This window comes from Planktothrix prolifica NIVA-CYA 540 (assembly GCF_963864145.1).
Taxonomy (GTDB): Bacteria; Cyanobacteriota; Cyanobacteriia; order Cyanobacteriales; family Microcoleaceae; genus Planktothrix; species Planktothrix agardhii.
Genome location: NZ_CAWLTW010000001.1, coordinates 5,050,585 through 5,075,540, shown reverse-complemented (window position 1 = coordinate 5,075,540; position 24,956 = coordinate 5,050,585). Strand labels below are relative to the sequence as shown.

At 40.6% G+C, this 24,956-nt stretch carries 20 protein-coding genes, 1 tRNA gene and 1 CRISPR repeat array; of the genes, 4 read left to right on the top strand and 17 right to left on the bottom strand.

Annotation, left to right across the window (positions count from 1 at the left end; all coding sequences use genetic code 11):
• Positions 1–58 precede the first annotated feature (58 nt).
• The 3 genes from AC559H_RS22635 to AC559H_RS22625 all read right to left on the bottom strand — a co-directional run bounded on the left by AC559H_RS22635 (position 59) and on the right by AC559H_RS22625 (position 3,013).
• Positions 59–1,807, bottom strand: coding sequence for a potassium channel family protein (locus AC559H_RS22635; RefSeq protein WP_071782512.1), 1,749 nt, complete (start codon positions 1,805–1,807; stop codon positions 59–61).
• A gap of 131 nt (positions 1,808–1,938) precedes the next feature.
• Positions 1,939–2,508, bottom strand: coding sequence for a Uma2 family endonuclease (locus AC559H_RS22630; protein ID WP_026788584.1), 570 nt, complete (start codon positions 2,506–2,508; stop codon positions 1,939–1,941).
• Positions 2,509–2,590: 82 nt separating this feature from the next.
• Entirely contained in the window at positions 2,591–3,013 is a 423-nt protein-coding gene (locus AC559H_RS22625) for a hypothetical protein (protein ID WP_026788583.1), read from the bottom strand.
• A gap of 172 nt (positions 3,014–3,185) precedes the next feature.
• On the opposite strand from AC559H_RS22625, the gene AC559H_RS22620 reads away from it, so the two are divergent.
• Genes AC559H_RS22620 through gnd form a run of 3 tightly spaced genes read left to right on the top strand, consistent with a single transcriptional unit; the run spans position 3,186 to position 5,644 of the window.
• Positions 3,186–3,557 carry a hypothetical protein gene (locus AC559H_RS22620; RefSeq protein WP_237745623.1) on the top strand — a complete coding sequence of 124 codons (372 nt, stop codon included), beginning with the start codon at positions 3,186–3,188 and terminating at the stop codon, positions 3,555–3,557.
• Positions 3,523–4,194, top strand: a complete 672-nt coding sequence (locus AC559H_RS22615) for an RNA-guided endonuclease InsQ/TnpB family protein (RefSeq protein WP_237157189.1) — start codon at positions 3,523–3,525, stop codon at positions 4,192–4,194. Before AC559H_RS22620 ends, AC559H_RS22615 begins: the two co-directional genes overlap by 35 nt.
• A gap of 28 nt (positions 4,195–4,222) precedes the next feature.
• Positions 4,223–5,644, top strand: coding sequence for a decarboxylating NADP(+)-dependent phosphogluconate dehydrogenase (gnd, locus tag AC559H_RS22610; RefSeq protein WP_026794863.1), 1,422 nt, complete (start codon positions 4,223–4,225; stop codon positions 5,642–5,644).
• Between the two features lie 145 nt (positions 5,645–5,789).
• Here the strand turns inward: gnd and AC559H_RS22605 are convergent, their stop codons facing one another.
• The 6 genes from AC559H_RS22605 to AC559H_RS22580 form a co-directional block, all read right to left on the bottom strand.
• Positions 5,790–6,983 carry a hypothetical protein gene (locus AC559H_RS22605; protein WP_026794864.1) on the bottom strand — a complete coding sequence of 398 codons (1,194 nt, stop codon included), beginning with the start codon at positions 6,981–6,983 and terminating at the stop codon, positions 5,790–5,792.
• A gap of 3 nt (positions 6,984–6,986) precedes the next feature.
• Entirely contained in the window at positions 6,987–8,318 is a 1,332-nt protein-coding gene (locus AC559H_RS22600; RefSeq protein WP_026794865.1) for an APC family permease, read from the bottom strand.
• A 208-nt stretch (positions 8,319–8,526) separates the two neighbouring features.
• Entirely contained in the window at positions 8,527–9,900 is a 1,374-nt protein-coding gene (gene murD / locus AC559H_RS22595) for a UDP-N-acetylmuramoyl-L-alanine--D-glutamate ligase (RefSeq protein WP_026794866.1), read from the bottom strand.
• Between the two features lie 260 nt (positions 9,901–10,160).
• Positions 10,161–11,161: a CRISPR direct-repeat array (repeat unit 37 nt; unit sequence GTTTCAGTCCCGCAAGCAGGATTATTTTAATTGAAAG).
• Between the two features lie 270 nt (positions 11,162–11,431).
• Positions 11,432–13,585: a glycine--tRNA ligase subunit beta gene (gene glyS, locus AC559H_RS22590; RefSeq protein ID WP_026794867.1), complete on the bottom strand. Its 2,154-nt coding sequence runs from the start codon at positions 13,583–13,585 to the stop codon at positions 11,432–11,434.
• Between the two features lie 181 nt (positions 13,586–13,766).
• Positions 13,767–14,390, bottom strand: a complete 624-nt coding sequence (locus tag AC559H_RS22585) for a Uma2 family endonuclease (protein WP_026794868.1) — start codon at positions 14,388–14,390, stop codon at positions 13,767–13,769.
• A 48-nt stretch (positions 14,391–14,438) separates the two neighbouring features.
• On the bottom strand, positions 14,439–15,788 hold the full coding sequence (locus AC559H_RS22580) for a glycerol acyltransferase (RefSeq protein ID WP_026794869.1): 1,350 nt from the start codon (positions 15,786–15,788) through the stop codon (positions 14,439–14,441).
• A gap of 283 nt (positions 15,789–16,071) precedes the next feature.
• Here AC559H_RS22580 and AC559H_RS22575 point away from each other — a divergent pair, with 283 nt between their 5' ends.
• Positions 16,072–16,704, top strand: a complete 633-nt coding sequence (locus AC559H_RS22575) for a DUF4241 domain-containing protein (RefSeq protein WP_026788570.1) — start codon at positions 16,072–16,074, stop codon at positions 16,702–16,704.
• Here AC559H_RS22575 and AC559H_RS22570 read toward each other — a convergent pair.
• The 8 genes from AC559H_RS22570 to AC559H_RS22535 all read right to left on the bottom strand — a co-directional run bounded on the left by AC559H_RS22570 (position 16,685) and on the right by AC559H_RS22535 (position 24,667).
• Entirely contained in the window at positions 16,685–17,242 is a 558-nt protein-coding gene (locus AC559H_RS22570; RefSeq protein WP_026788569.1) for a peroxiredoxin family protein, read from the bottom strand. The two genes, AC559H_RS22575 and AC559H_RS22570, sit on opposite strands and share 20 nt — an antisense overlap.
• 111 nt (positions 17,243–17,353) lie before the next feature.
• Positions 17,354–17,947, bottom strand: coding sequence for a peroxiredoxin (locus tag AC559H_RS22565; protein ID WP_026788568.1), 594 nt, complete (start codon positions 17,945–17,947; stop codon positions 17,354–17,356).
• 336 nt (positions 17,948–18,283) lie between these two features.
• Positions 18,284–18,356, bottom strand: a tRNA-Met gene (locus tag AC559H_RS22560).
• A 189-nt stretch (positions 18,357–18,545) separates the two neighbouring features.
• Positions 18,546–20,699, bottom strand: a complete 2,154-nt coding sequence (locus AC559H_RS22555; RefSeq protein ID WP_051319553.1) for a LysM peptidoglycan-binding domain-containing M23 family metallopeptidase — start codon at positions 20,697–20,699, stop codon at positions 18,546–18,548.
• 544 nt (positions 20,700–21,243) lie between these two features.
• The gene (locus tag AC559H_RS22550; RefSeq protein ID WP_026794870.1) at positions 21,244–21,705 is read right to left on the bottom strand and encodes a tRNA (cytidine(34)-2'-O)-methyltransferase; all 462 of its coding nucleotides are present in this window, start codon (positions 21,703–21,705) and stop codon (positions 21,244–21,246) included.
• Positions 21,706–21,840: 135 nt separating this feature from the next.
• On the bottom strand, positions 21,841–22,992 hold the full coding sequence (gene gshA, locus AC559H_RS22545) for a glutamate--cysteine ligase (protein WP_026794871.1): 1,152 nt from the start codon (positions 22,990–22,992) through the stop codon (positions 21,841–21,843).
• Positions 22,993–23,165: 173 nt separating this feature from the next.
• Positions 23,166–23,990: a hypothetical protein gene (locus tag AC559H_RS22540; protein ID WP_036832045.1), complete on the bottom strand. Its 825-nt coding sequence runs from the start codon at positions 23,988–23,990 to the stop codon at positions 23,166–23,168.
• 215 nt (positions 23,991–24,205) lie between these two features.
• The gene (locus AC559H_RS22535; protein ID WP_026794873.1) at positions 24,206–24,667 is read right to left on the bottom strand and encodes a KGK domain-containing protein; all 462 of its coding nucleotides are present in this window, start codon (positions 24,665–24,667) and stop codon (positions 24,206–24,208) included.
• Between the last annotated feature and the right edge of the window lie 289 nt (positions 24,668–24,956).

Genomic DNA, 24,956 nt, shown 5'->3' with positions numbered 1-24,956 from the left:
TTTATGCGTGGGGAGTGTCAACACTAACGGTTTACTGTAACTGTTCCTTATCCTTTCCTTAACCGATTAATTTTTTCGGTGGCGCTAGGCTCGACTCTCGACTCAAAACAGGGTTATCCTGCCAGGAGAATATTTCTGGGGGGAGAGTTTGCCAAAGTTGCTCAATATGCTGGGCTGGCATGGTCAAATATAGGATATCCCCAGGTTGTAGCAGAAAATTCAACAGTTCCCAACTATGAATAGTTTGATAGGCAGTTTCAACATATAAAGGAACAAAATCAGCTTTTCTAGCAACCTCTTGCACTCGCTTTCCGCAAAAGGGGTGATTGTGGGTAATTGAAGTTCCTAAAGCCACCCACAAACTATCCGCCGTAATTCCACTCCCTAAAATCCGCCCCCCCAGTGCTGCGGCGGCAAAAGCTGGAGCCGCTATTTCCGTTGTATTTAAGACCGCTTCAAAATCAAAAATCTGTTGCACCATCAAGGCAAAATGGGAATCATGGGTGCGAGTAATTACCCGTAAATGGGGTGCTAATCCCCTAGCACTTAAAACAATTTCTAAATTTCCAGTATCATCATTGGTAACGGCTAATAATGCTTCTGCGGCTTCAATATTAACACTTTTGAGGGTGTTGGCTAAACTCGCATCTCCTTCAAAAATGGGAATTTTTAACCCCTTGGCGGTACTGAGAAAACGACTATTGGGATCTCGTTCAATTACTACTACTTCATAACCTCGCTGATATAAATGTTGGGCAATATTTAATCCTAATTCTCCTAATCCACAAATAATATAGTGATTGCGTTCGGGAACTCTGGTCGCATCCAGATAATCTTTCAAACGAGTTCCTAAGATAAAATCATTTAATAGGGCATAACTAATTCCAACAACTCCGGTGCCAATTAACATCATCACCACCGTAAAAATTTTAATCGTGTCGGGGGAATGTTCAACAACTTGTTCATTTCCTCCGGCTCCGGTAATCATCCCTACGGAAAAATAGAGAGAATCCACGAAAGAATAACTAGGATCGACAAAAACATAAGTTAAAGCTGCTCCCAATATTGTTAGACATAAAATCGAACTTACAATTAAGGCAGACTTAGCATATTGTTTAAACTTTTGTAATCCTCGTTTGAATTTAAGAAATCGATATTTAAGATTCTTTTGAATTTGATAGGTTTTGGGTTTAATGGCTATAATTAAGCGATCGCCCACCTCCAATTTTTGATCAGCCATCACCCCAGAGACTAAATCAATTTTATCTTTAAACGGCAAATAATAAATTAACATTCGACTGGGATCAGCCCATAAATCCCTCAAACTATGTCCTAACCAGGGATGATCTTCATCGATCAATTCTTCATGAATCGGCCAAGTTTGATTAAATAATTCTAGTTGTCCAATTGCCCGATTTCCTAAAGCCGCAAACGCAAATACAGGGGCAGCCAGAGCCGAAACGCTCATGGTACTATGATCTGGTAAAGTTTGATTCAGGCGGGTTCCTAAATTAGTATTAAATAAACGATTAATAATCCGAATTTGAGGATTTAAAATTCGGGCTTGCATTAAAATCGCTAAATTTGTCGCTTCATCATTTCCAGCCAAAATCAAAGCATTGGCTGTTTTTACCCCGGCGGCCAATAAAGTCGAAGCGGAGCGTAAATTCCCCACTACCACATCAGACCCTTCTTGGGGGATGGGTTTGTCGCTGATACCCACGACAATAGCTCCTTGTTGCTTCAGGAGTCTAAAAATCTGATATCCCGTCCGACCTAAACTACAAACAATAATTCGAGGTTTCATAGGTATTACAATCCATAAAAGCGATCATCCCACTAAAGTTCTTGATCCGATAGCCACCTAACGAAATTATCAACGGTCTGATTCTCCCAAAACTGTATCTAAAAACACGGACTCCTACCAGAAAAGCGATTTTAGAATTCATCATCGGTAAAAACCGGAGGCCATAATTCATTAATGGGTAATTCCCAACCCAGAAAGAGTTCTGGCAGGGTTAAAATATCTCCATTACCGAGTATAACGGGTTCCTCTGTAGAGCGATAAACCGTAACTATTAACTCATCAGGATCAATCAGAATCCCAACTTGTGCCCCTAATTCTAAGAATTTATTGATTTTCTTTTTTAAAGGATTGATGCGATCGCTTTGGGATTTAATTTCTACAACTAAATCAGGGACTAATTCAGCAAAATAACGCACACTTTGTCTAAGACGGGATGCACGAACAAAAGAAACATCAGGAGCTTTGAGGTTAGTATCAGGGAGGATAAAACCCCCAGCAGAGTCAAAGACACGGCCTAAACGACGGGGGTAAACCCAATTAGCCAGCAAACGGCTGAAAATCACGCCAATTTCACTCGATATAATATCCGATGGCCCCATAATTTCAATCTTCCCCTCGACTAATTCTAACTGATAATCTAAACCGCCTTCGGAGAGATTTTTTTGGACTTGCTCTAAATCTTTTATTGTCATCAGAGACATAAAAATAATCTCCTATTGTATTTTTGATTGGATTTTCATTATAACAAAAAAAGCGATCGCTATCCCCACAATAATTAATAATTTATAGTCCAGTTAAAGCATCGGTATTCGGGTCAGGTAAAGGCTGTTGAACATCAAGATTAGACCAGGATTTTGACTGCGGAGAAGGACGTTGAACCGATAAACGAGTAGTTTGTTCTAACCGTCCTTGATCCTGTAATTTAACCAATTCTTCTTGATAAATTCCCATTAACCGGGCTAAACTTTCAGCAATTTGATCCCAACTTTCATCACTGACAATCTTATCGGCAATCCCTTGAAATAGATCTCCTTGTTTGCTTTTCTTGACAAATTCCTTCAACCGTTTCCCCGATTTTTGCAAAACCGCTTGGTAAACTTCCCCATTTGACCACCAGAGGCCAGGTTGAGTTAATAACCAAGTCAGGATATATTCTTGGGCGTGTTGTTCCTTAACCCAAGTGGCGAGATACTGTAATTCTTCCATTGGTTTTGATCAAACTGCACTAAATTATTGATCCGGCAAATCTTTAAAAAAATCTGACTTAAATTATACACCCAGTAAAATCAACGCTAATCTAATAAGATTACCTAAAAATTTTGGATGAATGCCCCCGTTACAGTGTAGCTTAACGAGGGATGAAATCCAACTAACTCAGATGCGAAGCCACGATTTAATTCCACAATTGTCGGGTAAAGTGTGTTATAATAGTGTTAAACCCAAGGTCGAGGGAATTATGTTAGTTGTAGAAGCCAAGTTAAAGAACGGCACTCCAGAGCAATATCAAAAGCTTGATGAAGCTATTAGGACAGCGCAATTTGTCAGAAACAAATGCGTTAAGTTTTGGATGGAGAATAAAGGGACTACAAGGAATGACTTGCAGAAACTTTGTGCTATTTTGGCGAAAGACTCTACAACTCCTTGGGTGAACAAATTAAATTCTCAGGCAAGGCAGTCAAGCGCAGATAGAGCATGGCAAGCCATTTCTCGGTTCTATGCTAATTGTCGAGATTCATCAAAGGCTATCTAAGCGTCATCGAAAAAGACAGAAACAGTCCAGTAACTATCACAAGCAACGGCAAAAAGTAGCTAAATTGCACTTAAAAGTTTTCCGACAACGTAAAGACAGAGCTATCAAGGATGCTCTGGCGTTAGTCCAATCTAATGATTTGGTAGTCTATGAGGCTTTGAAAGTGTCTAATTTGGTGAAGAATCACAAGTTAGCTCAGAGTATTAGCGACGCTTCTTGGTATCAGTTCACGCAATGGGTGAATTATTTTGCCAAGATACATAAGATAACTTGCATTGCTGTACCACCACAATTCACGACTATTGATTGTTCGGTTTGTGGGGCAAAAGTTTATAAAACATTGAGTACGAGAACTCATCAATGCCCTGATTGTCAAACAGTTTTAGATCGTGATTGGAACGCAGCTATCAATATTCTTAAAAAAGGGTTGAAATATTTGGGAGAATATCTCAACGGTACTGTTGGGCAAGCAGAAACCGACCCGAACGACTGGGGAGAGTCCGGCCTCTGGGTCTTTAACAGAGATGTTGAAGATTTAAGTCGTCTCGTTGAGCCAGTAATCTCAAGAAGTGATTCTGGGAGAATCCCCCGTCAAGCGCGAAGCTTGACGGTGGGAGTATGTCAATGCACTCAGTAACCCACAATATTACAGTCAATAGAAATCTATGACCCTGCAAAAATTTGGTGTAATTGGTCTAGCCGTCATGGGTGAAAACCTGGCCCTCAACGTTGAGCGTAATGGGTTTCCGATCGCAGTGTATAACCGCACCGGGGCTAAAACCGATGAGTTCATGGAGCAACGGGCCCAGGGAAAAAACGTCAAAGCAGCCTATACCCTAGAAGAATTTGTCCAATCCCTAGAACGTCCCCGCCGTATTCTAGTCATGGTGAAAGCAGGGAAACCCGTTGATGCGGTCATTGATCAGCTTAAACCTTTGCTAGATCAAGATGACATGATTATTGATGGTGGAAACTCCCTCTATGAAGATACCGAACGCCGCACCAAGGAATTAGAAGCCACGGGTTTAGGGTTTGTGGGCATGGGTGTGAGTGGGGGGGAAGAAGGCGCTCTCTGGGGCCCCAGCCTGATGCCAGGGGGTACGGAAGCCTCCTATAAAGAATTAGAGCCGATTTTAGTCAAAATTGCCGCCCAAGTTGATGACGGCCCCTGTGTGACTTTTATTGGGCCAGGGGGAGCGGGTCACTACGTTAAAATGGTGCATAACGGGATTGAATATGGCGATATGCAGTTAATTGCCGAAGCCTATGACCTGCTGAAAAATGTCGCCGGGTTGAGTGCGGCCCAACTCCATGAAGTTTTTGCCCAATGGAATACCACCGACGAACTCAATTCTTTTCTGATTGAAATTACGGCGGATATTTTCAAAAAAATTGACCCCGAAACTGGTTCTCCTTTAGTTGATTTAATTGTTGATGCAGCCGGACAAAAAGGCACCGGACGTTGGACAGTGATGAGTGCTTTGGAGTTAGGAGTTTCGATTCCAACAATTATCGCGGCGGTGAATAGTCGGATTATTTCTTCCTATAAAGATCAACGGGTAGCCGCTTCCGTAGAATTGCCTTGGCCGACGAGTGAATATCAGGGAGATATTTCTGAGTTAGTGAATAAAATTCGGGATGCGTTGTACTGTTCTAAAATTTGTTCCTATGCTCAAGGGATGGCTTTATTGAGTGCCGCTTCTAAGGAGTATGGGTATAATTTGGATCTCGGAGAAATGGCACGAATTTGGAAGGGAGGCTGTATTATTCGGGCGGGATTTTTGAATAAAATTAAAGCCGCTTTTGGTGAAAATCCTGACTTACCGAATTTGTTATTAGCACCGGAATTCAAACAGACGATTTTAGATCGTCAACAAGCCTGGCGGGAAGTGTTAGTTATTGCTAATCAATTTGGCATTCCAGTTCCGGCTTTTAGTGCGTCCTTAGACTATTTTGATAGTTACCGACGGGCAACTTTACCCTTGAATTTAACCCAAGCCCAACGGGATTATTTTGGTGCCCATACCTATGAACGTACCGATAAACCCAGGGGTGAATTTTTCCACACGGAATGGACAAAAGACTAAGTATTAACTAACTTCGTAGTGAGGTGTTTACGCCTCAATATCTTTTCGGGCTAACTACCTTTTAATTACGAATTACGAATTACGAATTAAAAAATTAAATTAACTCGTAATTCGTAATTATTCTGTCTTAAATTTCACTTTAGGATTAAGGTTTTTGCTTTTTGGTTGCTAACATCATATTAGATTGATTCACCCCAAACTTATAACCCACTCCAAAATTAAGCGGTTTCACAGCAGCATTGCTTTGATAAACTTTCCTTAAATCCGGTTGGTAGCGAACACTAAATAAAGAAATTGGGTTGGTATAGGTTCCAAAAAAGTTTAAATTCCATTGTTTTTCTGCAAAAAAGTTAAGAGGAATCCCCGAATCATCCTGTAGAATAGCTTGACTTTGAGCCAGAATTAACTCTCTAATTCCAGCAAAGGCGGGTCTGTGCATTAAATAGGATGCGGCTTTAAGATAGGTAACGGGTTGCTCGATTTGTTTGACAAATTGAGTAAACTCTGGTGTTTTTTTCAAGCCATCATCGGAAATATCGGCGGAAAAATAATATAAAGTTCGAGGTTCTTTTTCCCCTTGAGAAACAAAATCAATTTTAACCCCAGGAATCATGCCTTTTTCAAACTTTTGAATTTTAGCATCTTTATCTAATCCAATATATTGTAAGTCTAAAATTCTATTATTTGTTCTCGCCATAAACAATAAAATTAAAGGTAAAACTCCTTGATTAGATAAATCAGACTTCATTTCTTTGGTTTGAAAAAAGCTAAACTGAAGTAAAGAATAAAGAGAGTTTTTAACATCCCCCAATTTTTGATTACGCTGACTTTCGGATAATTCATTAAAATCAGGAATAGTCCCCACTGGTTCTAAAGCTACAAGTACATATTCTCTAGCCGTCGGGAAAAATAAATTAGCATATAAGAAATCCGGCCCACTAAAGGGATAAAAAATTCGAGGATTGGATTGATTAATAGTAGCTAATTCCTGTTTAGACCATTCGCTAACTTTTGCCAGTTGTTGTTTTTCTAGTTTTGACCAAGCCGGATTTATAAAAGCGTGATAATTAACCCAAAAATTAGATTGAGTTAGGGGATAAAATTGACTTTTTGGATCAACTTTCATTCCCGCAATTAATTTAGCGGTATCGGTTAAATAATCCGCTTGTTTTTGATCATATAGGTCTAAGGGATTAATCGGAGGAGTAGGCGTTTGTGGGGATGTTTTTGGGGTTTCAATCTTTTGGGATTGCTCAATCTTTGGTTGAGGTTCAGTTTTAACACAGGACTGCAAACCAACAACACTTAAAATGATTAGTAATAGGGCTGAGAATTTCATAAATTACACCAATTTATTCCGAATACCGATAAAATAGAAGGGTAAACCCAGGGCAATTGTTCCTAATCCGGCTAAGGATTCGAGGGGTTTATCCTGAAAAATAAATATTAGCATCCAAAGGCTAATTCCTAAAAAAATGATCGGGGTTATTGGATATCCCCAAGTTTTATAGGGACGTGGTAGGTCAGGACGGCGGAAACGATGGACAAAAACCCCTAAAACCGTGATTAATGAAGATAGGGTTAGGGTAAATGCTAAATAGGTGATTACGGCTTGAAAGCTGGCGGTGATGATTAATATAATTACAATTGCTAGTTGTAAACATAGGGCATAATAGGGGATTCCATGTTGATTTTTTTGAGCCAAAATTCTAAATATGGGAATATCTTCCCCGATGACTTGGGTGACTCTTGGCCCAGCTAATACCATGGAACTAATCGAAGAAATTAAACCAAATCCGATTAATAATCCCATGATTTTTGCTCCTAAATTTCCAAATATTTGTTGGGCGACAATATAACCAATTTCTAATTGTCCGGCTAATTGTTCTATAGGTGTTGTATAGAGAAAAACAAAGTTCAAAAGCAGATATAAAACCGTAACTATTAATGTACCAATTAATAGGGATTTCGGTAAGTTTTTCTCTGGTTCCTTAATTTCACTCGCTAAATAAACCGCAGCATTCCAACCGGAATAGGAATAGGTGACATAAACTAAAGAAACGGCAAAAGATGAACTAAAAATTACCGAAATATCGCTAAAACTAGGCATAAATTCAATCGGTTGGGGGGTAGCCAAAGTTAATCCACTCAGGATAAAAACAATAATTAGGACAACTTTTAAAACTGTAAATCCCTGTTGAAACACACTGCTAATTTTCAGGGTTTGGGTATGAATTAGACTAACTAATATTACTGCAATTAAAGCGATAATTATGGGATAATTTAAACTAGGAAATACACTGGAGATATATTTTCCTAATGCCATAGCAGCAGCCGCAATAGGAGCCGCAAAACCAACGGTGACAGAAACCCATCCTGAGAGGAAACCAATCACCGGATGATAAATTTCAGAAAGATAATGATATTCACCCCCAGAACGGGGCATAGCCGCCCCTAATTCCCCATAACATAGGGCGCCGGAAAGGGCAAAAATACCGCCAATTAACCACAAAAATAAAATAGCAAAACCCGACTGAATATCAAGGACTTGAAACCCTAAACTGGTAAAGACACCCGTGCCAATCATATTAGCAATAACAAGACAAATCGCGGTTAATAAGGTGATTTGACTCGAGGATGAATTGGGTTTTTGTAAGGAATTAGAATTGTTCAAGATAGTTATGAAAACTAGGGAACAGGGAACAGCCCCCCAAACCCCCCGTGAACGGAGGGCTAGGGAAACAGCCCCCAAACCCCCCGTGAACGGAGGGCTAGGGAAACAGCCCCCCAAACCCCCCGTGAACGGAGGGCTAGGGAAACAGCCCCCCAAACCCCCCGTACACGGGGGGCTAGGGGGGGAGGGAATAGGGAATACAGATGATCTAAACCCGCCCTGATTGTAATTCTAAACACAATTGGCGAAAATGATCTCCGCGATGTTCAAAACTTTGATATTGATCAAAACTAGCACAAGCGGGGGATAATAATACGACTTTCGCGCCTAATTTTGGGGCAATTTCAGAGGATTTGATAATCGCTTTTTCCATGGTTTCTACGATTTCAAAGTTAAAATAATTTTCTTCTGTTAACCGCTTTGCAAATACTTCGGCTGCATTTCCAATTAATAAAACCGAGATGGCTTTTGATTTAATTCTATTCATCCAAGCGGTATCATCTCCTTGTTTGGCTTCTCCTCCAGCAATTAAAATTACGGTCGCATCAACGGCCGATAATCCCACTTCGGCTGCATCATAATTGGTGGCTTTACTATCATTAATCCAGTCAATTCCTTGCCAAGTCATAATATGTTCTAAACGATGGGCAACCCCTGGAAAATAAGAAATTGCTTGACTAATTGCTGGCGTTTCTATTTTGGCAATTCGGGCGGCTGCAACGGCCATTAACAGGTTTTGTTGGTTATGGTTTCCGACCATTTTTAAGGCATCCGCTTGAACTATTTTATCTTTATTTTGCATTACCCAATTATTTTCAATATAAAATCCCAATTCGGGATTTGCCACTAATTTTTCTTGTCCTAAAACACTTGTCCAATGGGCAGAAAGCCAGCGTTGATTAGCGGTTTCTCTTAAATAGGGATCATCTCCATTAATGATTTGTGTTTGGGATTGATATAATAATTTAGCTTTAATATCATAATAACGTTCTAGGGTGTAATGACGACTTAAATGATCGGGGGTGAAGGTCGTCCAAATGGCAATTTTAGGGGTTAAAGTTGAGGAGGATTCGATTTGATAACTACTGACTTCTGCAATTACCCAATCTAGGGGTTTTTCTATTCCTTGATATTCTTGTAAGGCTAATTCACAGGCGGCATAACCAATATTTCCACAGGCGGGGGCGTTTAAACCTGCGGCTTGAAAAATTGCGGTGGTGAGGGCGGTGGTTGTGGTTTTTCCGTTAGTTCCAGTAATACAAACCCAGGGCAAATGTCGCAGATTTCGCCAGGCTAATTCTAGTTCTCCGATGGTTTCTATACCTAAATTTCTGGCGGCTTTTAACCCCGGACTATCCCAAGGAACCCCAGGACTAACAACTATTAAATCTAGGGAAGTATCGGGTTGAAAATTATGTCCTAACTCGACTTTAATTCCTTCGGTTTCTAATTGTTGTTTTTGGGTTTCTAGGGTTGAGGAAGAATTGCGATCGCTTAAAATCACATCCCATCTTTGCAATTTTAACAACCGGGCGGCAGCATTTCCCGATCTTCCTAAACCAATAATATGAACTTTCGGCATAGACAATGTAATAATTCCCAGTAGGTTGTTTTTGATTCTACTCGGATATGTTTCAGTCCCGCAAGTGGGATTATTTTAATTGAAAGAAAAGTTTTCGGCGAATATAATTCGCTACTACAGAAACAAAGTCCACCTGCGTGGACTAATAAAAATTAAGGTTTTTGAACCCACGCAGGTGGGTTTTGTCTGTGTAGCTGCGATTTCTAATCGCCAAGAAAAGAAAAGTTAAGAGATCCTTTTCCCCTAGAACAGAGTGATCTGTTTCAGTCCCGCAAGCAGGATTATTTTAATTGAAAGCCCCTTGTATTCGTGAGTGCCGATTTATCCGTAACGGTTTCAGTCCCGCAAGCAGGATTATTTTAATTGAAAGTATGATTTGTTAAAACCTGAGTGTGTAAGTTTTGAGTTTCAGTCCCGCAAGCAGGATTATTTTAATTGAAAGGACAGATGTACCGTTGGGGTTTGATTGGTCTTATCAGGTTTCAGTCCCGCAAGCAGGATTATTTTAATTGAAAGTTTGCTCTTGCTATTCCTGCTGGTGCTAGTAGTCTCCGTTTCAGTCCCGCAAGCAGGATTATTTTAATTGAAAGTTAAGAATAATGAGTTAGTAGACTTAGAAGATAATAGGTTTCAGTCCCGCAAGCAGGATTATTTTAATTGAAAGATCGAAAAAGCAGCGACCGCTAGAGTACCAAGAGCCGTGATTGGTTTCAGTCCCGCAAGCAGGATTATTTTAATTGAAAGAACTTTTAAACTCATCTAAGAGGACTCTCACTTGTTCCGTTTCAGTCCCGCAAGCAGGATTATTTTAATTGAAAGGGCTGGCGCGTGCTACAACTTCAGCCCCCTATAGTAAGTTTCAGTCCCGCAAGCAGGATTATTTTAATTGAAAGTGATAGCATTATTTTTGCCTCATTGTGTGCTTACTTGTTTCAGTCCCGCAAGCAGGATTATTTTAATTGAAAGCAAGGTGTCAACTTGGCAGTATTTCTTTCTCCTTCGTTTCAGTCCCGCAAGCAGGATTATTTTAATTGAAAGGGAACATTATAAAAAGTTAAGTGTAGATAAGGTATCTGCCAAGTTTCAGTCCCGCAAGCAGGATTATTTTAATTGAAAGGCAAGTTTTAATGTACTCAGATGATTTCAGTAGCTGTTTCAGTCCCGCAAGCAGGATTATTTTAATTGAAAGTTAGTGACTCTATAAAGCCTATATCTGGTAATGGTGTTTCAGTCCCGCAAGCAGGATTATTTTAATTGAAAGTCTGCCGTTTGAAACCCTTATGGGGCGGTCATTCTGGAGCCCATTTTCGTGAACCTCAAAAAATACCTCATTTCAGGCTTCGTTATTGCAACAGATTATCAATAACTAACCGGACTCACAAATATAAACTATTGATTTGTCAAGGTTCTAAGGTTTTTCGTGAACCCCCCCAGGTTTTCGCCCCCGCTTAGGTTCACGAAAATAATAATAAACCGAAACCCGCCTCTTGTCAAGGGGAATATTCTATGATATTGCGATCGCCCCTAACCCTTAACTTTTAACAATTGCCCCAAAATCCGCCAAAACCCGGGCATGATTTCTTAATAATCCCAATAAATTCAAACGATTACGTTGAATATTGGGATCATCATCCATCACTAAAACACTTTCTGGGCCATCAAAAAAACTGCTCACCGTTGGGGTAATTTCTGTTAAAGCTTCCACCAATTGACGATAATTTCTGGTGGCTTGAGAAGCTTTTGTTTTCGGAACTAACTGTACTAAAGCCTGATAGAATTGACGTTCTGAAGACTTTTGAAATAACTCAGGATTAACTGTCATTTCCGGTTGCAATTCCAGGGTGTTTAAATCCCCCTGTTTCGCCAAACGAGTCGAACGATTAACCGTTTCATAAATTTGGTTTAAACTGCCATCTTTACGAATAGTTTGTAGGAATAAAGCCCGATCTCGAACATCTAACAAATCCTGTAACGCCCGTTCTTGATATTCCAGATCATTCTCTCCTAAAACCGCATTCACCAAATCATAATCAATAGCTTTTTCATCCTGTAATAAAGTTCTAATCCGTTGCAGGAAAAAATCATATAATTCATGATTTAACCCTAAAATCGCATTCGGAAAACTATTAACAAAATCCACCGCAATTTGTTTCAGAAGTTGATATAAATTCAGGGGTAAATCCGCCGCCCAAATAATATTAACTACCGCATTCGCCGCCCGACGCAAAGCAAAGGGATCGGAGGAACCTGTGGGTAACATTCCCAAGCCAAAAATACTAACTAAAGTATCTAGTTTATCCGCCAAACCTACCACTTGACCGACTAAAGTTTGGGGTAAATTATCCGTAGCATTCCGTGGTAAATAATGTTCAAAAATTGCCGTTGCTACCTCTGCGGGTTCTCCTCCTTCTATTGCATATTTTTCTCCCATGATCCCTTGTAATTCGGGAAATTCATAGACCATTTGGGTAACTAAATCCGCTTTACATAATAATGCAGCCCGTTGAATTAAACTGCGGTCAGATTCAATTATATTAAGTTGTTCACTAATCCAATTAGCAATTTTACCAATCCGATTTACCTTATCCCGAACCGAACCTAAATCCTCTTGAAAAGTCACCGCTTCTAAGGCGGGTAAATAGCTTTCTAAAGGCGTTTTCAAATCGGATTTATAGAAAAATTGTCCATCGGCTAACCTCGCCCGAATTACCCTTTCATTTCCCGCCGCAATTAAATTGGATTTAGCCGGATCTCCATTAGAAATCGTGATAAAATAGGGCTTTAATGGCGATGAATTTTGGGTTTCTATTGTTAATATTGGAAAGTACCGTTGATGCGTCACCATGACGGTTTTAATTACCTCTGCGGGCAAATCCAAAAATTCCTGATCGAAGGTTCCGACAACGGCCGTCGGCCATTCCACTAAATTAACCACTTCTGCTAATAAATCTTCGGGAATTTCAGCCTCGCCTCCCACAATATTAGCCGCGATTTTAACTTCTTTTTGAATAGTCTGAATTCGTTCCTGGGGGTCAACTTGAACAAAGGCTTTTTTCAGAGATTCAGCGTAGGTTTTAGCATGGGAAATAGAGATATTTTCAGGATGTAAAACCCGATGTCCGTGGGAAATGCGATCGCTTTTAACAACTTCTGAACCACTAACTAAGGTAACAGGTAAAACCTGATCATCTAATAAGGTAATTAACCAGCGAATTGGCCGGGGAAATTTTAAATCTCCATCCCCCCAACGCATAAACCGTTTCCCTTCTAATTTTGTAATCCATTCTGATGTTAATTCGGCTAAAATTTCCGCCGTTAACCTCCCCGGAATTTTCTTTAAAACAAATACAAAATCCCCTTTAGAAGTAGGACGAATTTCTAAATCTTCTAAGGTCACGCCCTGTTTTTTAATAAATCCTTCCGCCGCCGGAGTCGGTTTTCCGTCTTTAAAAGCCGTAGACGCCGGAGGGCCTTTTATTTCTTCTTCGCGGTCGGGTTGTTGGCTAGGAAGTCCTTCAATTAATACAGCTAACCGTCGCGGTGTTCCCCAAACTTGAACCGACTCAACGCTTAAAAACTGTTCTTTGAGACTAGCAGGAATTTTCTGTTTCCACTGTTGAATGGCGGTTTCAACAAAGGTTGCTGGTAATTCTTCTGTTCCAACTTCGAGTAAAAAACTAACCATAGGAAATTTTATAAAGGATGTTACTAAGAAAATTAAGGTGACAAACAATTACCATAGCAGGTTAGGGGGTCATCACTCAAGGATTGATGTTTTTTAACCCCCGTAGAGACGTGCCATGGCACGTCTCTACAGGATTTTTGGCAATGTCTTTATTTGGGTTCAATGGCTAAAAATTGAACTGTTAGGCTAAACCTTTAGCCTGATTTTGTGCTGCTAATGCAGCTTCTTCAGGAGTGGGAATAAGATCACCTTCCGTGGTAAAATATCGCAGTTTCTCCTGATAAATTCCCAGGAATAATCCTAACACTTCACTTGCTAATAATCCTTGTTGATTAGGAATAATTCCTTGATATTCATTTCCGACTAATTTAAAACCCGTTAGTTCTAAATCATCGGGAGAAAACCAGAAATATTCCTGGGTTCTAAATTGATTTTGATATACATTCTTTTTAGTAGTTTTATCGATTTCTGCCGTTGATTTGGAAATAAGTTTAATAACTAAATCTGGATATTTCCCATTTTCTTCCCAAACTACCCAGGATTTTCTCGGATGTTTAGATGTGTTTTTTACCAAGAAAAAATCTGGCCCGCGAAAGTCTCGATTTCTCAGTTGTTGACGACTAAAATAGATGGTTAAATTTGCCCCAATAAAATAATCTGTTCTATCTTTCCATAACCAATCTAAACAAGAAACTAACAACGCCAACTGGAGATAGTGTAACGTACTTTCCATTTCTATATATTCACTTTCAACTTGAGTACCATCAGGCATTAATGCCTCTAATTGTTCTGCGGTTATTGACATTTTTTCTCCTCCTCATTTGAGGTTGGGTTAATTTATTATATCAAATTTTCAATGCTCAATCATCTGTTCTAAAGCGTCCTGTAAATCCTGAGTTAAATTAGCAACAGCTTGACGACGGTTTGTTTGATAATCTGACCATTTTTGAGTCACAGAAATGGGTTCACCAATGGTTAATTTAGCGCGTTTTTTCCCTAAATGGGGACGTTTTAATGGGTTTTCTCCCTTTAACCTAGTTACCATTGACCAAACAATTAAAGTGGTTTCGGCAAAACGATCAAAGGTAGGATTTTCTTTAATATAACTGCCCGTTACCCCCACAAAACTTTCCACTAATCTCATATTCCACATTCGCAAACTAGCTTCGGTTGCCACCCGATCTGCTAATCCTAATTCTACCGCAGACCAGGTATCATTAGCCTTGAGATCATAGCGATAAATACAATCCCATCCCGCTTGTTCTAAACGACGACAACGACTACTTAAATCTCCCATGGGTTTGAGATTAAAATATTCTTCAGCCACGGTTAAGGCAATATCTAATAATCGTTTAATTCGATCTGGAAAATCAATAGTTTCATCCCGGGGAATACTGCGATAATAGAATTGGCGATAAAAATTTTCCATGATATCTAATAAATGATTCCCCAATCGAATTAAACGGCTATAGAGGGAAGAAACAGTTAAGTCTTGGCTAGATTGAGGTAAGTTACAATCCCTTTCTAATTGGGCAATTAATTTTTCTAAATCTCCCCAATTATCTTGAATATAAAAATACTGTATACCAATGGGAACCAAATAAACTTCTTCCGATCGTTCAGCTTTTTTTAAGTCTTCAACACACCAAAATCCTAATTGAGAAACTCCAGGTTCTAAGGGACTAATATTTTGATTATGCCCATTAGTTGCCCCTTCCGGTGCGGCGGCTAAAGGAAATTGACCATTAATAAATAAATCCCTGGCTGATCGTAATCCTAAACGATCAACTTTCCCCCTTAAAATCGGTGTTCCTCCTAATTTTGGAAATAACCAAGAAACTATATTTCCTGCCCATAAAGGAATTCCTCGATCATACATAAAATGGGCATGAATTGGATTAGATAAGACAATTTTCTGTTGTTTTGCAGTTTCAGGAACAAATCGCCATAACAATTGACTAATACAATATGGATCATCCGTATTAGGATGACGAAAAGCCAATAAAAATCTGACTTTTCCACTTTGAAATTGTTGATAAAGATTAACTAATCGTTCAATTTGTTCTACCTTAATTTCAACTAAGGGCGTTTTCCATTTCATCCAAAAGGGCATTCCCCATCGGCAGACTTTTAGCACCAAAGGATTAAAGCGGGGCGGAATAAAATCTAGGGTGGGTTGTATATTTTTAATGAGATTGGCCATAAATTAGGGTTGAGTCAATTTAATAAGTATTAAAGCGGATTGAACTCAACCCATTATTATAGCAATTCGTCAGGATTTTGTTGTAATATTTGATTCTGGAGATTTCCGATAAAAGCTCTATTCTATTTTGGGTTAGCAGGGACATCAATCCTACATTTTTTGATAATTACCGACCAGTCCTTGTACAAATCCCTTACTTTTAATCCTTGTTATCCGTTCCCTATTCCCTATTCCATTTTACCCATAATTAGTTACGTTCTCTCTTAGAAGGCAGTTAAAAAGAATGAATCCCACCGACTTGAATCAGGCATTTCAAAATGGTTATTGTTTTCAAACTACCCTTGATCAACATAGCGATCAAGTTACCTATTCCGTCCATACCCTCGGTGAACTCGTTTTAACCTCTGGGAAAATTGCCGTTTGTGATCCTTTAATTGTCCCTAATTCTGATCTCTGTTTGACTCAAACTCTAGCTGCGGGTCGTTATTCGGTGAAACTAAGTATCGCCACATTTGATCACCAAAAAGAACAAAGAGTCGCCTATGCGATGTTAGTAATTCGGGATCAACCTGCGGTGAAATGGGAATTGGCGGTATCTTTTACCGGGGATCAAGAATCGGGTTATCCCGTCACTTCTGGGACAGGATGTTTTACCGATAGGGAAGTGATCAAACGCTTATCTTTCCTTTCCGATACTGAGTTTGAAAATTATTATAATCATTTGGATCAAGCTTTAGATCAGACCTATGTTGATACCTGGGATTGGACAAATTTCTGTTTAGATGAATCAACCGGATTGAATATTATTGCTTTTCATTCCGGTTGGGGGGAGGGTTATTATTCCTCCTATTGGGGTTATGATCTACAAGGAAATCCAGTCTGTTTAGTTACGGATTTTAGGCTTTGGGACTCGTGAGGGGATCGACCACTTCTAAGAGGGTTTTAACACTAGCATTGTAATCAAAAAAAGAAAACAAATGTTTATATTTCAAGATGCCTTTTTTATCTAAGACAAACTGCCCGGGTAAGGGCGCACCTAGGGCTTGTCCTACTTGATATATTTGGAAAATTCCACAGCTTGGATTACTCAGTAATGGCATTTTTAAGCCGAGGTCTTTGACTACAATTTTACTTTGGCGTTCATCGGTACTGGTAATCAGTAAAACTTCTATTCCCCTTTGCACAAATGCTTCATAATTTTCATTCAGCGCTCTAACATGGGGATAACACCAGGGACAATATTGTTTTTCGGTAAAAATGCGTGTAAAGGCTAAAATCACCGGGCGATCGCCTCGAAATTGAGATAACCGCACTAATTGACCATTAGTAATATCGGGTAATTGAAAATCGGGGGTTTTCAACCCTAACTGTAAATTGCTAGTGGCGGGGATCGGAAAAAAGTTATTCCAAAATCGACGATTAATTAAACCAGTAAAATCGTTAGAAGTCAGCATAATAGTTTGTTGTTTGTGATTATTCTTAGTGTAAAACAATCTTACAAAAATCAACGAAACCCGCCCTCACATTGTAAAGACGGGTTCTTAAATCTTGTCTAAAACTTAATCTTAGACCGCCGCAAAGAATTCTTTAGACTTGACGGGATCGGGGATCATGGTCTTGTCACCCGGTTGCCAACCCGCAGGACAAACTTCATCGGGGTGAGCTTGAACATATTGAAGCGCTTGCAGTGTCCGCAGAGTCTCATCTACGTTACGACCAAAGGCGAGGTTATTGATCGTGGCGTGTTGAATCACCCCTTCTTTGTCAATGATGAACAGACCGCGCAAGGCAATTCCGGCTTCAGGATCAAGCACGTTATAAGCGGTGCTGATTTCTTTTTTCAGGTCAGCCACCAGAGGATAGTTCAGGTCGCCCACACCACCGGATTTGCGATCGGATTGAATCCAAGCTAGGTGAGAAAAGGCGCTATCGACGGAAACCCCAAGAATTTGAGTATTGAGTTTGCTGAATTCTTCAGCGCGATCGCTAAAAGCCGTAATTTCAGTCGGGCAAACAAAGGTAAAGTCTAAGGGGTAGAAAAATAGAACCACATACTTACCCCGATAGTCGGATAGTGAGATGTCTTTGAATTCTTGGTCAACAACGGCCGTTGCTTTAAAATCCGGGGCGACTTGGCCAATACGCAGGCTCTCAGCCATGAATAATACTCCTTAAACTGACGATAGTATAGTTTCGTTGCAGAAAATTAGGATAACTTTGATCCCAATTGTTTTGCTATCTTACGATTTGTTACAAATACATCATAGTCGAATTGAGTACAGTTAAACAAGACTTAGAAAAAAACAAGTAATCCCAATCAAAAAGCCAGCCCTTTTCAGACTGACCTAAAACCCAAAAATTAAGAGTTATAGCAACCGCCAAGGCAGTTAGGATAGAGACGGATCTTGGAACCCAGACGGTGAGATGTTTTCCCCCCTGTTCCCTGTTCCCTGTTCCCTGTTCCCTGTTCCCTGGTATAACGGATTTATTTTCAATGGCTCAAGCGGGATTTGAACCTGCGACCTTGGGCTTATGAGTCCCCTGCTCTAACCACTGAGCTACTGAGCCTTAGTTTATTCACGATTAAACAATATAACACAAACCTTTCCCAGATATCAACCCCCTGTTTAATCTTTTTTTCAGGGGGTAGGGGAGGAGGGGAGGAGGAGAGCGGAGAGCAGGGGAGGGAATAAAAAGTACCCTCGCTCTTTCCTCGCTACTATCCAACCTTCAACACCTCAATACCTGATCAATACCCTAATAATTTTGGGATACGGTAGAACTTTCTGGAGGTAGGAGAGCGATCGGGTTAACGGCATCTTGGCCACTAGGATGGACTTCAAAGTGTAAATGAGGCCCGGTACTACGGCCGGTGGTTCCCATTTCCGAGATTTGATCTCCTTGATCCACTTTTTGGCCTTCGCTGACCAGGATGCGATCGTTATGGGCGTAAACCGTTAAACTGCCGTCGGGATGTTCAATTTCGACTAAGTTACCATAGCCACCATCATTCCATCCGGCATAGCTAACAACCCCAGGGGCGGCTGCCACAACCGGGGTTCCGATGGGCCCGGCAATATCAATTCCCCGGTGCATTCGTCCCCAGCGCCAACCGTAACCGGAGGTTAGAATACCCGATGATGGCCAAATATAGCCATTAAAGCGCATAGACCCACTGGGCAAATAAACATCTGGCCCAGAAAGAGGGGGTAACTGCGGGGAAACCATCTGACCCAAAGCCGGATTGCTTAAAGGATCATAAGCCCTAGAACCAACGGGGGCAGTAGCCACTACCGAACGTCTGGATGCGGGCTGGAGTTGGGCAGCCGGAGATGTCACGCCATTGGGAGACAATTGAGCTAACTGTTCCGAAGCCAAGTTCTGTTCGGCTTGACTAGCCTTTTCAGGAGCATAGGCTTGAGGATTAAACTCAGGATTAATCAGTTTTTGACGATGTAAGGAAGCCATTCCCTTAGAGGTCAAAACTTCAGCCTTGGGCTGTTCATTTGGTTCTAGGGATACGCTGGTCAACTGATAGCCACTCTGAACCTTATATTCCTCGCGCAGTCGTTCTACTTCAGATCTCAGGCGATCGCTGTACAATTTATTAACGGCTTCTGATTTGCTAACAGAAACCTCTTGAACCGCCAACTGTTCGGACAAGGAAGAAAATTTTGCATCAACCGGAATCGCTACGGCTGCGGTTGCTATGGGAGTAGAAGCATCGACCCCATCATTCATAGCACGGTTCGCCAGTTGGTTCAGCGAGATTTGATTTAAAGTGCTATGGGTCGGAATCGAACTCAGATCAGCTATATCTTCTCCTGGAAGATCGGCAACGGCTGAATCATCACTTCTATATTCCGAGGGAAGAACTGCCGGAAGCACAGCTTGAGGTAATCTCCCTCTTAAAAGGCGCAAGTCTGTTGCGGCAGAAGCTTGTTGTGGAGAGGGGTCAGCATCTGGACGAATCTGAGGGTCTTGCCATGAATTCGTGGCTAGAGAGGCCGGACTATTAGAAAAACTACTCGCCAGTTGCTTAGGGATTTTTAGACTCTGATTGAGACTCAGAACATTAGGATCAGTTAGCTGATTTGCCTTAATAATGGCATCAACAGAAACATTATGCAGTTTAGCAATTCGAGCTAACGTATCACCCGAACCTACCTGATAAACTTCCGAGATGGTTGGGTCGCGCTCATCATTCGGAATCACAAAAGCTCCAGATAGCCCTTGGGAGATGGTATCTAAAGAATTAAAATGAACCGAGTTAGAAACCCTATTGGTGGACTCCCACTGCTGATTGGAGTGAGCAGGAGATCCCGAATTCCCCACCGATGGACTTAGTATTTCCTGAGTAGCCGAGGTTTCACCCCCAGAAAGAGGAATTTGCTGATTGAATCCGGGGTTGGATTCCGACAACGTAGCTGATTCAGGTAACGATTCCGAGTTAACACTCGGCCGAGACTCTGGTGTAGAAAATGCTTCTACGCTAGTCTTATCTGGTTTGTTTAACCCTAAATCCGTAGATTGACTCCGGTTATTTGTCACTTTCTCATCTGTATTCAGACTGGAAAGGCTCCGCAATATAGATGGTTGCCAATCGGGTTGGGATGCTTGTCCGGTTGAATTTTCCACCGTCGGGGCGGATGCTGCCATCGGTGCAGGAGACTGCATCGCCGGATTGGACTCAGGATTGGATAACTCAGTTGCCATGACTCGATCGTTCGTTTTGGGCATAAGGATGCCCGAAGCGACGGCCAAACCGAGAAATGCGAAAGAGGTATAAACCTTACGACTGCCAGGGTGTGCGACCTGTTGTTTGGTCTGGCCTGTTGCAGTCTGATCTAAATTGAAATCTAAATTAGGCATAACAACAGGTTGATCATGATTTGGAACTGTTCCTTTCAAAGAACGACCTCCTATGGAGAAGCGTGCTGACTGTCCTCGAACCGCTCAAGAAATTCATATCAGTGAAATTAATCACATTAATTATTGACTGAAATCACTGAAGATAATCTTGATTAAGTCAGATTACCTTGATTTTTCAATTTCGGCAACAAAAGCCAAAGTTAGATTGAAATGCGAACCCTGAAAATTAAGGATAGATAAACAATAACCCTTGAGGGCCGAGGATGTTTAAATATGAGTGAATTCTGTCACCAGAGTTCAGATGAGAATTTACACCAGTTCCTACCAAAAATACAACACCTGATCTGGGGCTGTTAATTTCTGGGGATCAGATGACAAGATCGATCAAAATAGACAATTAAGAGCTTTAAATCAAAGCCAGTTAAGGGTTATGGCTTTTTTGTGATAGGAAAAAATACCCCGTTTAGATGAATAAAATCTATCACTGTCGGGGGACAATTGAATCCGGTCACTTATAAAAAAAAGTTATCAGATTGGGGTGGTTTTTGGGATTAACACAATATCAGGGTTTGAGGGATGGAATTCACCCCAAATAACCGAGTTGGCGGCGTACCTCAAATAAACTGATGGCAACACTCACGGAGAGATTCAAACTTCTCACTCCGGCTTCAGCCATGGGAATATATATTGTTGCGGTGCAAGTCTCCAATACATCGGCCGAAAGTCCGGTGGTTTCACTGCCATAGAGCAACCAGTCGGAATCTTGAAACTGGAACTGGATATAGTTAGAAGCCCCTTTGGTACTAAACCCCAGCAAACGGCCGCCCCGTTGTTGCTGATGGGTTTGAAAGCTGGAAAAATCTGGGTGATGGGTGAGTTTAACGTAGGGCCAATAATCTAAACCCGCTCGCTTTAGGTAGCGATCGCTAATTTCAAACCCCAATGGCCCGACTAAATGTAATTCGGTACAGGTTGCTGCACAGGTACGGGCGATATTTCCGGTATTGGGAGGGATTTGTGGCTGAACTAAGACAACGTGAGGCATGAGGTAATTAGACCAGGAAACAAGGGCTTTTGGGTCGGATCAACCCGGTTGACGAGTAATAAATCTATAGTTTTTCTTTATACTTTGTAAAGAAATTTATCTATAAGATATTCTGATCTAATAATCGGCTTTTTTTCAGGCTATCAGGGGTTGAAAAATTTGATCTTCAAACTCTTTTTCCTGGGTTGCCATCTCCTGAATCGCCTGTTGAATAATAAAGCGAGGATCGTGGCCCTGTTCCGACAGTCGTAACCATTGTTGGGCGGTAGACCCTTCTCGCAGTAGCTTTTTCACCGGAGACAGAAAGCAACTAAACCCGTGTTTTTTGGCAATTGGCCAAACTTCTGCATAAATTTGTTCAATCCAATCTCTAGCGGAAATTAGGCTGCCATCTTTCCAATGCCGCAGTTGGGCGTCTAAACTATGGTGCGCCGCGAGAATTTCATTTTGATCTGAAATTTCGACTAAATCCTCAGCCCGACTGGTTTCAGGCAGTTGACTGAGTTGCAATGGATCAAGGTCAGGATTTTCTAACATTTGCCAGATCCGAGCTTCTAATAAGGCTGTGATTGCTAATAAGGCGATGGGGTTGACCATCAAATCACAAATTCTGAGTTCCAGACGGTTTAAATTATAGGGACGGCGATCGCCATTGGGTCGTACCGATGACCACAGGTGACGAACATTCTGCATGGTTTTTTGTTCCAGTTGGGTTTCTGTCCAGTCAATAAAATGGCGATGACTTTCAAATAAGGGGACAAAGGCTGGAGTTTTGGGGAATAAATGCCAACGGGTGGAATGATACCCGGTGACTTTGCCACCCAAAAACGGAGAGGAAGCACTCATCGCTAAATATAAGGGAGCTTCCACCCGCACCAAACGAATTGCTCGCATTAACTGTTCGAGGTCAGCGATACCCACATTAATATGAATACTGGCAGTAACTACATCCGTACCATAGGTTTGTTCAATATAATCATGATAGGGATTTTGGGGATCGGAGCGATAAAATTTCTCCGTACCGCCCAGGGGTAGGGTGCTTCCTGGGATGATGGTATAGTCGCCCAACTGTTGTAAATATTTTCGCAGTTCCCGCCGCGGTCGAACTAGGGCACACAACAACCGCTCATAATTACATAGGGGGGCGGTTGTGTACTCGACATTGCGACTATCTGGTTCTCGGACAAATCCTTCTAAATGGGCTACAATTTTGTCGGATAATCCCACTACGTCACCTTGGGGAGTTCCGGTATACATTTCCACTTCAAAACCTTTGGATAAAAGCATAGTACAGTTATCAGTAATTATTTGTAAGGGCGGGTTCTGTGAGTTCTTTGTTAATCACCTAAATCTCAATGAACCCGCCCGTACAAGTTATCAGGGTAAGAGTTATTAGAAAAGAGTTGATCAACTGTTTGCTAATAATGGGATCTGGGTTATTAGAAAATAATTCCTATTCTCTATCCTATCATGGATTCTGAGCCCCAAGGAAAAATGCTATCGGGTTCATTGGAGTTAAAAATATAGTCATAATCAAAATCGAAGGCTCGACTATGACGGGTAAGGGAGAATCCACAAGCAATAACTTGGCTAGTGGTAAAGGTTGCCATCACTAACTCAATTAACTTTCTTGATCTAATGTCTGGTTTCTGTACATAATAATCCCGTTTAGCAAAAAATACCCGTTCATCTTTAGGAACAATAATTCCGTTCACTTTATGGGCGTGTTGAATCGGTTTGAGATAATTTTTAATAAAATAATCTTGATTAGTTTGTAGGCGAGAGAGTCGTTCATGTTGTACCCAACTCATTTGAAATAGGAGTTTAATCATTTCAAATCCGATAATATAATTAAAAACATTATCTTTGTCTTTTGGGCTTAATGCTAATTTTAAAGCAGATTCTAAATATTGACTAGGTTGACACCGAGCATCCTGGGCTGAATGAATATAAAACTGTCTAATATACCCGCGTAAAACTGATTCGTTTAGGGGGGCTTTTATTTGAAAAGCACTGAGATATTGTTTAACTCTTTGCAAGGTATCAATATCCTCCAACATCTTCGCCATTAAACCATCGGCGGTATATTCATCTAAAAATTCTGCTTGTTTTTCGGGGGAAGATGCACATAGAATATAGCACAGAGAGAGAACATAACGACGTTGATTCCAAGGTAAACTTTCAGCCCACTGTTTTACTTCTAGGGGAAGTTTATCAAACATTACGTTATGTTTCATTAACCCAAAAACATCTAGTTCTGCTTCATCGTTGAATTTAATATTCATGATCTCATCCCATTCGGCACAATGAATAAATTTTACCTAATTTTAAAGGATTTGAGATGTCTGTGACTGAATTTATTGAGATTCTCAAGAGCTTATGCTATTTGACTGTCCTAGCTTGAAGCGTATCTATAATCTTTAAAATATCTAAGATTTACCGTAGGAGTTTGGTCTTCAAGCCCAACCTTAAATACTGTGGGAAAACCTAAACCCTATAATTAAATAGCGTTCATTTGGTTTAATTCTGCTCTAATTTTATCTAAACTGTTATCATAATTAATGTTGTTCTGTTCTTCTTCGTTAGATATTATTTCATCAGGAGCAAATTCTGCTTCTATAATCAGTCTATTACTATAACCTCCCTGACTATATATATGATCTGCATCGGCTTGAAATCTGATTTTACCTGAAATCCACTGTCCAGACTTTAATTGGAGTAACTGACATTCTGTTCCGTTAAGAGGAAATACCAATCTAAATTCAGTTAAGTCTAGCGCTATTGATTTATCTGTTATTTTTAAACTTTGGCATAATGAATTAGGTAAATTTGGAGGGTTAGAGAAAAGTCTAGTCCTCATATTCTCAGTCATCAACTCTTTCAACCTCGATACTGTAAATGTATCCTTACCCAACATTACAATATCGTTATCCTGTTCCAGCTTAATAAACAATTCCGTCATTGATTTAATCCTTGAAATTATTATAGATATCCTACATTTTAATATAAGTTAGGTGTCTATAATCAAAAAAAAATCGTTGTTGGGCTTTAGCCCTTCTTGGTGCGCTGAAGCGCAACAACAGAATAAAAGGTTAGTTGTTGGGCTTTAGCCCTTCTTGATGCGCTGAAGCGCAACAACAGAATAAAAGGTTAGTTGTTGGGCTTTAGCCCTTCTTGATGCGCTGAAGCGCAACAACAGAATAAAAGGTTAGTTGTTGGGCTTTAGCCCTTCTTGGTGCGCTGAAGCGCAA